This window comes from Nocardia sp. NBC_01388, assembly GCF_045040085.1.
Lineage (GTDB): Bacteria > Actinomycetota > Actinomycetes > Mycobacteriales > Mycobacteriaceae > Nocardia.
The window spans coordinates 1,990,224-2,005,166 of the sequence record NZ_CP109553.1 but is presented as its reverse complement, the minus strand read 5'-3'; the positions used below and the strand labels follow the sequence as shown (position 1 = coordinate 2,005,166).

The 14,943-nt window shown below is 69.0% G+C and carries 2 protein-coding genes; both read right to left on the bottom strand.

The annotated features are described in order from the left end of the window. Positions 1-44 precede the first annotated feature (44 nt). The gene (locus tag OG716_RS09280) at positions 45-1,037 is read right to left on the bottom strand and encodes an ATP-binding cassette domain-containing protein (protein ID WP_355121559.1); all 993 of its coding nucleotides are present in this window, start codon (positions 1,035-1,037) and stop codon (positions 45-47) included. Then, positions 1,034-14,689 (bottom strand): amino acid adenylation domain-containing protein, encoded by a 13,656-nt coding sequence (locus OG716_RS09275; protein ID WP_405137246.1) that lies wholly within the window; start codon positions 14,687-14,689, stop codon positions 1,034-1,036. The genes OG716_RS09280 and OG716_RS09275 overlap by 4 nt, the downstream gene beginning before the upstream one ends. Positions 14,690-14,943: the final 254 nt, after the last annotated feature.

The window sequence follows — 14,943 nt, the reverse complement described above, 5'->3', positions numbered from 1 at the left end:
CCTGTCCTGCGCCGCCGCGGTCTCGGGGGCGGGAGCGGTGGTGGTCACGAGAGGATCTCCTCTTGCACGGTGTCGGTGCGTCGGGCCGCTGCTTTGCGGTCCGCGGATTTGCCGGTGAGAGAAAGGAATACGTCGTCGAGGCTGGGCCGGTGCACGGTGGCGTCGACCACGCACACGCCCGCGTCGTCCAGGCGGCGCAGTGCTTCGACCATGGTGCGGGTGCCGTCGCCCACGACGACGGTCACCTGATCGATGTCGGCGTCCGTGCTGGGCTCGCCGAGGCCGACCTGGGCCAGAATCTGCTTGGCGGGCTTGGGATCCTGACCCGCCGCGAGGGTGACGGTGAGTTTGTCGCCGCCGATGGAGGTCTTGAGCTCATCGGCCGATCCGCGGGCGATCACCCGCCCGCGGTCGATGACGGTGATGCGATCGGCGAGCAGATCGGCTTCCTCGAGGTACTGGGTGGTGAGCAGCACGGTGGTGCCGTCGTCCACCAATTCGCCGATCACCCGCCACATATCGATGCGCCCGCGCGGATCGAGGCCGGTGGTCGGTTCGTCGAGCACCACCACCGGCGGACGGCACACCAGTGCCCCCGCCAGGTCGAGCCGGCGCGACATACCGCCGGAGTAGGTGCCCGCCTGCCTGCCCGCCGCATGTTCGAGCCCGAGCGCGGCGAGCAGTTCGGTGGCGCGTTCGGCGGATTTGCGGTGGCTCATGCCGTACAGCCGTGCCACCATGCGCAGGTTCTCGAAGCCGGTCAGATTGGCATCGACCGCCGCGTACTGCCCGGACAGGCCGAGCCGGGTCCGGGCGCGGGCCGGATCCTTCAGCACGTCGATGCCCGCCACCCGGACGCTCCCCGCGCTCGGGGCCAGCAGGGTGGTGACGATCCGGACCGTGGTGGTCTTCCCGGCGCCATTGGGCCCGAGCAGGCCCATGACGGTGCCGGACGGGATCTCCAGATCCACCCCGTCCAGCACTCGGACCTTGCCGTAGTACTTGACCAGGCCGTCCACTTCTACCGCGAGGCTCATCGGCTTCCCTCCCGCTGGGTGCGTGAAACGTTGGTGGACAGGTGATCCCGCAGCACTGGTCCGATCACCGCGAGGGATTCGGGCGTGGTCATGCCCGAGTGCCGGCAGCGCACGAGCTGATCGCGCACCACGCCGGTGATGTGGGGATCCCAGGCCGCGGCGCAGCGGTCCGGATCGGCCCGGTTGATCTCGTCGTCGGCGGCGGTGAAGAAGAGCAGATCGCCGATGAAGACGCGGGGGTCGAAATTGTGCGCGAGCACCGCGCCATTGGCATAGCCGGTGTAGAGCCGTTCCAGATGGTCGACGGTGAGGGCCGCGAACGGTCCCGGCCGGCTGCGCAGGAATTCCGCCGCCTCCTGCAGGCTCATGCGCGGATCCACATCGGTGGTGCCGCCGAGCAGGTCGCTGCCGAATTCGCCGATGATATCGGCGACGCTGGGCACCGCCTCCTCGAGCCACTGATCGGAGAGCTGGTAGCTGTCCATGAGCGCGAGCAGCGCCACCTCCTCCCCGGCTTCCTGCAGCTGCACCGCGATCTCGTGGGCGAGCAGACCGCCCAGCGACCAGCCGAGCAGATGGTAGGGACCCTGCGGTTGCACCGACTTCATATGCGCCACATAACTTCTCGCGGCCTCGGCGACGGTGCGGTGATCATTGTCGCCGCTGACGTGCGGCGCCTGCAGACCGTAGACGGGCCGATCGGCGGGCAGGTGCGCGAGCAGTCCGGCAAAGCACCAGGCCAGCCCGATCGCCGGGTGTACGCAGAACAGCGGTGGCACACCGGCTTCGGTGATCGGCCGCAACGGCAGCAGCGGTTGCAGTGCGACGGCCAGGGCGGCCCCCGCATCACCGTCGGCGTCGGCGAGGCGGCGTGCGATGGCGGCGGGGGTGGATTCGCCGAACATGGCCTGCACCGGCAGGTCGACGCCCGCCGCCCGCAGCTGCGAGACCACCTTGGTGGCCAGCAGCGAATTGCCGCCCAGTTCGAAGAATCCGTCGTCCACCCCGACCTGCTCGACGCCGAGCACTTCGGCGAAGGCGGCGCACAGTGCCGCTTCGGTCGCCGTGCCGGGCGCCCGGTAACCCTCGCGGGCCGCGAAGACCGGTTCGGGCAGGGCATCGCGATCCAGCTTGCCCACCGGTGAGAGCGGCACCCGGTCCAGCAGCATGATCGACTGCGGGACCATGTAATTGGGCACCAGTTCCGCCACATGCGCGGTCAGGGCGTCCGCGGAGGGCGCGGTCCCGTTGCGCGGCTTCACATAGGCCACCAGTGCGGTCGCACCGGCCGGCGTGCGGTGTCCGATGGTGGTGGCGAACTCCACCTCCGGATGCCGGGCCAGGGCCGCGTCGATCTCGCCGAGTTCGATGCGGAAACCGCGAATCTTGACCTGATGGTCGGTGCGGCCCATGTACTCCAGATCCTGCACGCGGCCGCCGCGCTCGATCCAGCGCACCAGATCGCCGGTGCGGTACATGCGCTCGCCGGGCTTGCCGAACGGGTTGGCCACAAAGCGCTGTGCGGTGAGCCCGGGCCGGCGCAGGTAGCCGCGCGCCAGTGCGGCGCCGGACAATTGCAGTTCACCGGTGACCCCGGCGGGGACCGGGTGCAGCCGGCCGTCCAGGACGGTGGCGTGCACACCGCGGATGGGTCCGCCGATGGTGATGTGGCCGCCGGGGTTCATCGGCTGCGACATGACCGTCACGATGGTGGTTTCGGTGGGCCCGTACACGTTGTAGAGCTTGCGGCCCGGCGCCCAGCGGGTGACCAGGTCCGGCGGCAGCGCCTCACCGCCGACGAGGACATGCCGCAGCGCGGTGACACCGGCCGGATCGACCGTGCCCAGCGCTGAGGTGGTGATGAAGGCGTGGGTGATGCCCTCCTGCATGAACACCTGGCCCAGTTCCGCACCGCCGACCACACCGGGCGGGCTGATCACCAGGGTGGCGGCGCCGCCCAGTGCGAACAGCAGATCCAGCATGGCGGCGTCGAAACTCGGTGTGGCGAAATGCAGTACCCGGCAGCCGGGACCGACCTCGAAGCGCTGCGCGGTTTCGGCGGCGAAGTTGGACAGACCGCCGTGTGTGACCACCACGCCCTTGGGGATGCCGGTGGAGCCGGAGGTGTAGATCACGTACGCCGGATTGTCCATGCGCAGCGGGCCGGTGCGCTCGTCATCGGTGATGGGCGCGTCCGAGGCCGCCAGCACCCGGCGCCGGAACGAAGGCGCGTCCAGCACAGTCCAATTCGCGCCGTCGGGCATGCGCTCGCGGTGTGCGGCGAGGGTGATGCCCACGGCCGCACCGGAGTCCAGCAGCATATGGCTGATGCGCTGCTCCGGGTAATTGGGATCGACGGGCACGAACGCGGCGCCGGCCTTGGCGATGGCCAGGGTGACGGCCACCGATTCGGCCGAGCGCGGAATACCCATGGCGACCAGGGTTTCCGGGCCGACGCCGTAGCTGATGAGCGTGCGCGCCAGCCGGTTGGTCCAGCGGTCGAGTGCGTCGTAGGAGATCTGGGTGCCCGCCGCCCGCACCGCGATGGCCTGGCGGTTGAGATTGGCCGCGGCTTCGAACACCTCGGGGAAGGTGATCGGCAGCCCGGCTTCGGCGCCGCGGACCGGCGCCAGCGCCGACCATTCGCCGGAATCGAGCAGTGCCAGATCACCCACGGCGGTGGCGGGATTCGCCACAGCCGCACCGAGCAGTCGCACGAACCGGTCCGCCAGGCGCTGCGCGGTGTGCTCGTCGAACAGGTCCGTCGCATAGTTCACCGAGACCGTGATGCCGTCGGGCTGGCGACCCGGCGTCCAGGATTCGGTGAGCGTGAACTGCAGATCGAATTTGGCCAGACCCGGATCGGCGTCGTCGGCCTCGATGCGCAGACCGGGCAGTTCCAGCACCTGCGCGGGCTGGTTCTGCACCGAGAGCATGACCTGGAACATCGGGTGATGTGCCTGGGTGCGTGCGGGATTGAGCACCTCGACGAGCCGTTCGAACGGTACGTCGGCGTGTGCGAAGGCCTCCAGATCGGTATCGCGGACCGCATGCAGCAGATCGCCGAAGGCGGCGTCGCGGTCGAGCCGGGTGCGCAGTACCAGGGTGCCGACGAACATGCCGACCAGTTGATCCAGCGCCGGATGTCCGCGTCCGGCAATGGGTGTGCCGACGGTGATGTCGTCACCGGCGGTGAGGCGGTGCAGCAGGGCGACGAGCGCGGCGTGCAGCACCATGAACATGGTGACGCCGTGTTCGGCTGCCAGGGACTGCAATTCGCGGTGGGTGAGGGCGTCGAGAGTGCAGTCGACGGTGCCGCCGCGATAGGTGGGCACCGGCGGGCGCGGGCGGTCGGCGGGTACCGAGAGCAGTTCGGGACTGCCGTCCAGGGCCCCGCGCCAGTAGTCGAGCTGCTTGCTGATGACCGAATCCGCATCGCTTTCGCGGCCCAGCACATCCTGCTGCCACAGCGTGTAATCGGCGTACTGGATGGGCAGTTCGGGCCAGTCCGGTTCCTGCCCGCCGGCGTGTGCGCTGTAGGCGGTGGCCACATCGACCGCGAGCGGGCGCAGTGACCAGCCGTCCATGGCGATGTGGTGCACCACCAGGACCAGGACGTGTTCGTCGCCTTCGGCACCGGCGGCACCGGTCAGGCGCAGCAGGGTGGCGCGCAGCGGCACCGCGGTGGCGAGGTCGAATCCGGCGGCGGCGATCCGGCGGATCTCCCCGGGGACGTCCGCGGCCGCGACGGTGCAGACCGGCAGCGCCACCGCGGCTTCGACCGCGTCGAGCACGTGCTGGCACGGCTCGCCGCCGACCTCGGGGAAGACGGTGCGCAGTGTTTCGTGACGCGTTTGCACCGCGTGCAACGCCGCGCGCAGGGCCGGAACATTCAGTTCGCCGCGCAGGCGCAGGGCCACCGGAATGTTGTACGCGCCCATGGCTTCCGCATTGGCGCCGGAGGCATTGAACTTCTCCAGGAACCACAGTCGCCGTTGTGCGGCCGACAGCGGAATCTGCGGCGGCCGGGTGCGGCGCCGCGGTTCGGGTCGCAGATCCGTCGAGGCGGGTCCGGCGTCGAGCTGTGCCGCCAGTCCGGCCACGGTGGGTGCGGCGAAGACGGCACGCACTTCGAGGCGGACCCCGGTGGCGGTCGCCAGGCGGGCCACCAATTGGGTGGCGAGCAGCGAGTTTCCGCCGACCTCGAAGAAGCTGTCGTCGGCGCCGAGCTGCCGCGCGCCGACCAGTTCGCCCATGACCTCCGCGACCAGCAGTTCGGTGTCGGTCTCCGGATCACGGGAGATATGCGCGAGGACGGCCTGGGGTTGCGGCAGTGCGTCGCGATCGAGCTTGCCGACCGGGGTCAGCGGAATGTGGTCGAGCAGTGTGAGACTGCTCGGCACCATGTGCACGGGCAGATGCTCGGCGCAGTGCACCCGCACCTGCTCCAGGTCGAGCTCCGTCCCTGCGGGCAGCACATAGGACACGATCCTCCTGGTGCCCGCGATATCGCGGACCTCGGTGTGCGCGAAGCGGATTGCCGGATGCGAGGTGAGCACCGCGTCGATCTCGCCGAGCTCGATACGGAAACCGCGCACCTTGACCTGATGATCGCTGCGGCCGAGGTAGACCAGGTCGCCCGCGCCGTTCCACCGCACCACATCTCCGGTGCGGTACATGCGCGAACCCTCCGGCCCGTACGGATCGGCGATGAATCGCGCTGCGGTGAGGTCGAATCGGTCGATATAGCCGCGTGCCGTGCCCTGACCGCCGACATACAGTTCGCCGGGCACCCCGACGGGCACCGGGCACAGGCGTTCGTCGAGCACCAGCGCACGGGCGCCGCGCACCAGGGTGCCGATGGTGACCGGCACCCCGGGCTCCATGGGTCCGGCGATGGTGACGACCACTGTGGCCTCGGTGGGCCCGTATCCGTTGAACATCAGGCGTCCTGGCGCCCAGCGCGCCACCAGTTCCGGACCGCAGGCCTCACCGCCGACCACAACCGCGCGCAGATGCGGCAGCTCCCAGCGCTCGCGATCGATGGTGGCCAGTGCGGCCGGGGTCAGGAACGTGTGGCTGATCTGCTCCGCCTCCATGAGCGCGGCCAGTTCGTCACCTCCGTAGATATCGGCGGGCACGATGACCATGGTGGCGCCGGAGCCGATCGCGAGCAGCAGATCGAAGATGGCCGCGTCGAAGCTCGGCGAGGAGAAGTGCATGGTGCGCGAATCCCGCTCCACGCGCATGCGATCACGAATCTCGTCGGCGAAATTGGAGAGTCCGCCGTGGGTGACGGCCACACCCTTGGGCCGCCCTGTGGAACCGGAGGTGTAGATGACATAGGAGAGGTCACCGGTCCACAGCGTGGAGATGCGGTCCACATCGGTGATCGGACTGTCGTCGAGCACCTCCAATTCCTCGATCAGCTCGGGATTGTCGAGCAGCATCCACTCGATGGGGTGGTCGCCGGCCGCGGCGTGCAGTCGCGGCGCGTGCTCGGTCATGCTGATGCCGACCCGGCAGCCGGAGTCGGCGAGCATGTGCCGCACCCGATCCGCCGGATAGCCGGGATCGACCGGGACGAAGGCCGCCCCGGATTTGGCGACCGCCAGCACCGACAGCACCGACTCCGCCGAACGGGTGAGACCGAGGGCGACCCGATCGCCCGGGCCGATGCCCTGGGCGATGAGCGCCCGCGCCAGGCGGTTCGAGTACACATCCGATTCCAGATACGTCAGCGCGGTCTCACCGAAGCGCAGAAATTCGCGCTCGGGATTCAGATGCGCGGTGGCCGCGAAGTAGGCCGCCAGACTGCACTGCGGTTCCGGCGCCGGTCCCCAGGCGGGAGTGAGCAATTCGCGTTCGACATCGGTGCGCGCGTCGATGGCGCGAATGCGCACCCGCGGATCGGCGGTGACGGTGTCGAAGATCCGCACCAGGCGCTCGGCGAGCACCTCGATGGTCGGCTGGTCGAACAGCTCTGCGGCATAGACGAATTCGTAGGAGCGCTGATCGGCCTCGGGACGGTCGCCGGGCAGCACCCGCAGTTCGAGGTCGAATTTCGCGAGGGCGATATCGAGCTCCTCGGCCTGCAGACCCAGGCCCGGCAGCTGCAGCGCCGGCAGCGGCGTGTCCTGCACGGTGAGCGCGACCTGCAGCAGCGGGCGCATGGCCCCGGCGCCGCTGCCGAGCTCCTCCACCACGCGTTCGAACGGAATCTCCGCATTGGCCATGGCGGCCAGTTCGGTATCGCGGTCGGCCTGCAGCAGTTCGGCGAAGCTGCGGTCCGGATCCACCTCCGAGCGCAGCACCAGGGTATTGACGAACATGCCGACCAGCTCGTCCAGACGCGTATCGGTGCGACCGGCGACCGGGGTGCCGATGACGATGTCGCGGCCGCCGGTCACCACGCGCAGCAGGATCGCCAGGGTCGAGCGCAACATCATGAACATGCTCACGCCATTGGCGCGGGCGGTGTCGGCCAGGCGGTGCTGCAGGGCCTCGGGCACCTCGAAGCGCACCACGCCGGAGCGCTGGGTGGCCTCGATCGGGCGCGGCCGATCGTAGGGCAGCGGCATTTCCTCCGGCAGGTCCGCCAGCGCGGTGCGCCAGTAGGCCAGCTGGGTGGCGGCCGAGCTCTCCGGATCGTGCTCCTGACCGAGGCATTCGCGCTGCCACAGGCTGAAGTCCGCGTACTGCACCGGAAGTGGCGTCCACTTCGGCGCGACGCCGCCGTGCCGGGCGCTGTAGGCCAGCGCCAGATCGCGGGTCAGCGGGCCCAGCGACCAGCCGTCGGCGGCGATGTGGTGCAGCACGATGCCGAGCTGATGCCGCCGTTTCCCGGTGCGCAGCAGGGTGATTCGCAGCGGGATCTCGTGCGCCAGATCGAAGCCGCGCCGGGCCAGCGAGCGCAGTGCGGTACGGGCGCCCACATCGTCGGTCTCGACGGCCTCGAGCACCGGCAGGCAGCGGGCGGTGTCCAGCAGCACCTGGCTGGCGCCGTGCTCGTCCTCGGGGAAGACGGTGCGCAGCACCTCGTGCCGCTCGATCAGGTCGGACAGGGCCGCCTGCAGGGCCGCCACATCCGGATCGCCGTCGATTCGCAGCACGAACGCAATGTTGTAGGCGCTGGATTCGGGGGAATATCGATTCAGGAACCACAGTCGCTGCTGCGGCAGCGACAGTGGAATGCGCTCCGGACGCGGGGTGTGCACAGCCAGCGCTGCCCGCTGCGTCCGGGGCGCTTCCTGCAGTCGCACGGTCACACCCGCTACGGTCGGCGCCTCGAAGATGGCACGGACCGGCAGTTCCACCCCGAATTCGGTGTGCAGGGCCGCGGTGAGCCGGGTGGCCAGCAGCGAATTGCCGCCGATCTCGAAGAAATTGTCTTCCGCGCCTTGTACTTCCGCGCCGAGCACGGTGCCGAACACCTGCGCGACCTGCTGCTCCATCTCCGATTCCGGGGCGCGCGAGGGCGCGATGGCCGCGAAATCCGGTGCGGGCAGCCCCTTGCGATCGAGCTTGCCGGACGGGGTGACGGGCATGGCGTCGAGCACGGTCAGCGCCGAGGGCACCATGTACCCGGGCAGCCGGCCACGTGCGGTCTCGAGCACCGCGGCGATATCCAGCTCGGTGTCGGCCGTGAGATAGGAGACCAGACGGCCGATTCCGCGTTCGTCATTGTGGACGACGGTGAGCGCGAAGGTGATTCCCTCGTACGAGCGCAGCACATGATCGATCTCGCGCAGTTCGATACGGAAGCCGCGAATCTTGATCTGATCGTCGGCGCGGCCCAGGAAGCGCAGCTGCCCGAGACCGTCGGAGACCACCAGATCGCCGGTGCGGTACATGCGCTCACCGCGCCGGCCGTGCGGATTGGCCGGGAAGGACTGCGCCGTCAGGCCGTGCCGTCCGAGATAACCGCGTGCCAGGCCGGGCCCGGACAGGTACAGCTCACCCGCGACACCCGGCGGCACCGGGTGCAGGCGGGCGTCGAGCACGAACAGTCGCATACCGCGCACCGGCAGGCCGATGGGCACGGGACGGCCCGCGATCATGGGTCCGGTGGCGGTGGCCGCGACCGTCGCCTCCGACGGGCCGTACATATTGTGCATGCGGCGCACCGGCAGTTGCGCGGGCCGCGACTGCGGATCGGTCCAGACCCGGACCAGTTCCTCGGGGCAGGCCTCGCCGCCGACGATGACCGCTTCCAGATCGGGCAGGTCCTCGGCCGGGACGGTGCCGAGCGCGGCGGGGGTGACAAAAGCGTGTGTCACCCGCTCCTCGCGCAGCAGTGCCGCCAGCTCCGCGCCGCCGAAGATACCGGCCGGCGCGACGACCAGGGTGGCCCCGGAGGCGAAGCCGAGCAGCAGCTCGAGCACCGAGGCGTCGAAGCTCGGCGATGAGAAGTGCAGGGTGCGTGCGGAATCGGTGACCCGGAACAGATGCATCTGCTCGCGGGCCAGCGAGGCGATGCCCGCATTGGTGACCACCACGGCTTTGGGCTTACCGGTTGAGCCGGAGGTGTAGATGAGGTACGCCGGTCCGGCGGTGCGCAATGGATGGTGCCGGTCGGCATTGGTCACGGGCGACAGCGGGTGCCGCGCGCATTCGTCGGCCAGCTCCTGCGAGCCGAGCAGCAGCCAGTCCACATACGTCTTGCGGTGCCGCCCGCGGTTTCCCGGCCAGTCCGGCATTTCCGCATGCCGGTCCGGGCTGGTGAGGCCGAGCATGGCTCCGGAATCGGAGAGCATGTGCGCAATGCGGTCGGCAGGGTAGTCCGGATCGATGGGGACGTAGGCGGCGCCGGTCTTGGCCACCGACCACACCGCGAGAATGCAGTCCAGACTGCGCGGCAGCGCCACCGCGACCACGACCTCCGGACCCGCGCCGTGCTCGATCAGCACCCGCGCCAGGCGATTGGAGCGCTCATCGAGTTCCCGGTAGGTGGTATCCCGGCCGAGGTAGCGCACGGCCACCGCATCGGGCAGCCGCTCGGCGGTATCGGTGAGCAGGCGGGCGAGGGTGCTGGAGGGCTCGGCCGGAGAACCCGTGATGGGCACCAGCTTGGCGATCTCCCGGGCATCCAGCAGCGGCAGATCGCCCACCGGGATGGTCGGGTCGGCGACGGCCGCGGCCAGGATCGCGCCGAAGCGCCGGGCGATGGCCTCCACCGTGCTGTGGTCGAAGACGTCTGCGGCATAACCGAATTCGGCGGTCAGCGGCATATCCTCGGAGGCGATGCCGAGCGGTTCGTGCACGGTCAGCTGCAGATCGAATTTGGCGATGTCCACGTCCATGGACTGCACCGTGGCGAGGACGCCGGGCAGCTGGATGCTCAGCTCCGGAGTGCTGTCGTAGGACAGCATGACCTGGAACAGCGGATGCCGGGCGGCGGACCGCTCCGGATTGACCACCTCCACCAGGCGCTCGAACGGCACATCGGCATTGGCGAAGGCATTGAGATCGGTATCGCGGACCTCGGCGAGCATGCGATCGAATCCGGCGGCCGGATCCACGCGGGTGCGCAGGACGAGAGTATTGACGAACATACCGACAAGCTCGTCCAGCGCCGGATCACTACGGCCCGCGATGGGCGTGCCGATCGCGATATCGACCGTATTGCACAGGCGCGCAAGCACTGTCGCCAGCGCGGCGTGCAGCACCATGAAGGTACTCACGCCCCGCTCGGCCGCGACGGCGGCGAGCCGGCGGCGGATATCGGCGGGAATGGTGAATTCCACTCGGCCACCCTCGGTGGAGCGCTGCCGCGGGCGCGGGCGGTCCAGGGGCAGATCCAGCTGATCGGGCAGATCGGCCAGGGCCGCCCGCCAGTAGGCCAGCTGTTTGGACAGCGCGCTGGCCGGATCGGCTTCGTCGCCGAGCAGTTCCCGTTGCCACAGTGCGAAATCCGCGTACTGCACCGGCAGCGGCGTCCAGGCGGGGGCCGCGCCCTCGGCACGCGCGGCGACGGCGACCATGATGTCGCGGGTCAGCGGTGCGATGGACCAGCCGTCGCCGCTGATGTGGTGCAGCACCATGAGGAACAGGTACCGCTCGGGTCCGGTCTCGTACAGCGCCACCCGGACCGGGGCCTGACTGCGCAGATCGAAACCGTATCCGGCGAATTCCATGGCGAGGGTGCGGACATCGGCCTCGGTGGCATCGATCGGATCGAGGGTCAGCGGGATCTCCGACGCCGGATGCACCTCCTGGCACGGGCCTTCGGGAGTATCCGGGAAGGTGGAGCGCAGGCTTTCGTGCCGCTCCAGCACATCGACGAGACCGGCCCGCAGCGCCGCGATGTCCAGTGGCCCGGCAAGTTCCACCGCGAGCGGCATGTTGTAGGCGGCGGCATGTTCGGCGAAGCGGTTCAGGATCCACAGCCGCTGCTGTGCCAGCGACAGCGGAATGTGGTCGGGACGTTGCGCCGCAATGAGTTTCAGTGAGGCGGTTTCCCCCTGCAGGCTGTCGAGCCGACCGGCCAGGGCGGTGACGGTGGAGTATTCGAACAGGTCGCGAATGGTGACGGTCGCATCGAGGGCGGCGTTCACCCGGGCGATGGCCCGCGCGGCGGTGAGCGAATTGCCGCCGAGGTCGAAGAAATTGTCGGTGACGTCGATGTCCTCGGTGCCGAGCATCTCGGCGAAGACGGCCGTGATCTGCCGCTCGACCTCGGTGCGCGGGGCGGCGACGGTGCGGGCGGGGCGGCGCGCGGCCACCTCCGGATCGGGCAGTGCCTTGCGGTCCACCTTGCCGTTGGCGCTGAGCGGTAGTTCGTCGAGCACCATGATGACCGGCGGCACCATATAACTGGGCAGGACGCGGCGCAGACCGGTGGTGAGTTCGGCCGGATCGAGCGGTGCGACGCCGGGGGCGGCCACCGCGTACGCGGCGAGTTCATCGCCGCCGCGCCCGCGCCGGGCCACGCAGACCGCACGCGCGATCCGCCTGTCCGACAGCAGGGCGGCCTCGATCTCGCCGAGTTCGATGCGCAGGCCGCGGATCTTGACCTGGAAATCGCTGCGGCCCAGGTATTCCAGGACGCCGGTCCGCCCACCGCGCCAGCGCACCAGATCACCGGTGCGGTACATGCGGGTGCCGGGGGTGAAGGGGTTGGCCACGAAGCGATCCGAGGTCAGCGCGGGGCGGCCGAGGTAGCCGCGCGCCAGCTGCACACCCGCCAGGTACAGCTCACCCACCACGCCGGGCGCGACCGGCTGCATGCGGGCGTCCAGCACATAGGTGCGGGTGTTCCAGATGGGCGCGCCGATGGGCACTTCCGTCACACCGGGGGTGCAGTGCCAGGCGGTGACGTCGACAGCCGCCTCGGTGGGGCCGTAGAGATTGTGCAGCTGCGGGGCGCCGGAACCGGTGCCCAGCGCGGCGTGGAATTCCGCGACGGTGGCGGCGGGCAGCGCCTCACCACTGCAGAAGACCCGGGCCAGGCCGGTGCAACCGGCCACATCGGTATCGGTGAGGAACACCGACAGCATGGACGGCACGAAATGCGCCGTGGTGACGCCCTTGTCGGCGATGATCCGGGCCAGATAGCCCGGATCGCGATGCCCGTCGGGGGCGGCGATGAGCAGGCGCGCGCCGATCTGCAACGGCCAGAAGAACTCCCACACCGACACGTCGAACGTGGCGGGGGTCTTCTGCAGCACCACATCGGTGCTGTCGAGCGGATAGGCGTGCTGCATCCAGCGCAGCCGGTTGACGATGGCCGCGTGAGTGACGCCGACACCCTTGGGCTTACCGGTGGAGCCGGAGGTGAACAGCAGATAGGCCAGGTGATCGGCGCGCAGCGGGGCGAGGCGATCGGCATCGGTGATCGGGCGCCCGCCGTATGCGGACAGATCAGCGGTGTCGATATCGAATCTGGTTGCCTGCGCGGGCAATTCGAGCTTGTCGCGGGAGGCGGTCAGCACGCACACCGGATGCGCCTGCTCGAGAATCTGCTCGAGTCGCTCGACCGGGTGATCCGGATCCAGGGGCAGATAGGCCGCACCCGCCTTGATCACGGCGTACATGCCGATGAGCAGGTCGAGGTGCCGGCGGATGGCCAGGCCGACCACCGTGTCCGGACCGACCCCGCGTGCGATCAGTTCGCGGGCAAGGCGATTGGCGCGCTCGTCGAAGGCGGCGTAGGTGAGGGTCTCACCCTCGAAATCCAGGGCCACCCGGCTCGGGCACATGGCGGCCCGGTCGGCGAAGAGCCCGGCCAGGGTGCCCTCCTGGCGGGCGACCTGGGTCGAATTCCATTCGTGCAGTACGCGTTCGCGCTCGAGATCGGTGAGGGCGGGCATATCTCCGACGGCGGACTGCGGGTCGGCGCGCAGGAAGCGCTCCAGGAAATCGAGGAAACGGCCGTGGTGCATGGCCAGTTCGGCATCGCCGTACAGGCGCGGGTTGGCCTCGAAGTCGATGTGGATGCGGTTGCCGCCGCCGTTGTAGAGATTGATGGAGAGGTCTTCGACGGGGCCGGTGGAGACCACATTGAGCGAGCCGACCAGGCTGCCGAACTTCAATTCACTGTGGAACAGCATGAGATTGACCATGGGTCCGAAGAACCCGCGGGCGTCCCGGGAGTAGCCGCAGTCGCGGCGGATGTCATCGCTGCGGTAGCGCTGATGCCGCAGCGCACCGGTGATCTGCAGTTCGACGGCGCGCACGGTATCGGCGACGGAGACCGAACCCTCGAAACGCACCCGGATCGGCACCACATTCGACACCACGCCCGCGGAACGGCGCAGCGCCACGGTGGTGCGCGCCGAGACCGGCAGGCTCAGCACCACATCCTGGTTGCCGGTGACCGACCGCACGTAGCAGGCCAGGGCTGCCACGAAGAGCGCGGAGGTATTGGAGCCGAAGGTGGTTGCCGCGGTCTGCACGGCGGCCTCGACCTGTTCGCTCAGCATCGCGGTGGCGCAGCGGCGGCCCACATCGGAGGAGGCGGCGGCAATGCTGCTGGCGGACAGGGTGATCGGCTCGCTGACGCCGTCGAGCTGTTCGCGCCAGTAGTCGCCGTCATTGCGGAAACGGCTGGTATCGCGGTAGCGGATCTCATCGCCGTAGATGGTGGACAGCGGCGTCGCGCGGGAAACCACCGGCTCCGTATGACTTTCGAGCGCCGTGTAGATCTCGGCGGTGCGGGTGGTCGCGTTCATGGCGCCGTACCCGTCGATGACGATGTGGTGGCCGCGCGTGTACCAGATGTAGGCCGAATCCCCGGTCCGCAGCACCACATTGATGGTCAGCGGATCGTGTTCGATATCGATGGCGGAATTGGCGTGGTCGTTCATCCACGCCAGGGCCGCGGCGCGCGGATCCGGCTCCTCGCGCAGATCGATGCGCGCCCAGCCCGGCCGCCAGGTGGGATCGACCACCTGGTGCGGCACCCCGTCGAGCTCCAGCAGCCGCACATGGCCCACCTCGGTCTCCGCGCCGAACCGCTCGATGGCGTACAGCAGCCGGCCGACATCCAGATCGCCCTGGATCTCTACGTACTGGGCGATGGTGAGCGGAATATCGGGCCGGATGCGTTGCGCGTACCAGAGGGCCGATTGCGCGGGAGACAGCGCGAAAGGTTGAACCGAGAATTCACCCGAAGAACATTGGTCGACACGATCGGTGGCCAATGAACTCATCAAACACTCCTTCTGCCGCTGTAAGACGCAACTCCCCGAACCCCGGCGGGCCGTCCTCCCGGATTTCGCGCACGCGCGATCCGTAGGACGTGATCCACGCCCTATGATTCGGAGCCTCCCGCCGAGTGGACGGGTGTTGATCTCGAGTTGCTCTGCGGCGAACAGTGTTGGCGGAGCTTATTTTTCGACAGCTACCTCAAGGCAAACCTCACGATTGTGGCTTAACTCGCAAAAGTAGCCATTGGGAATCTGGG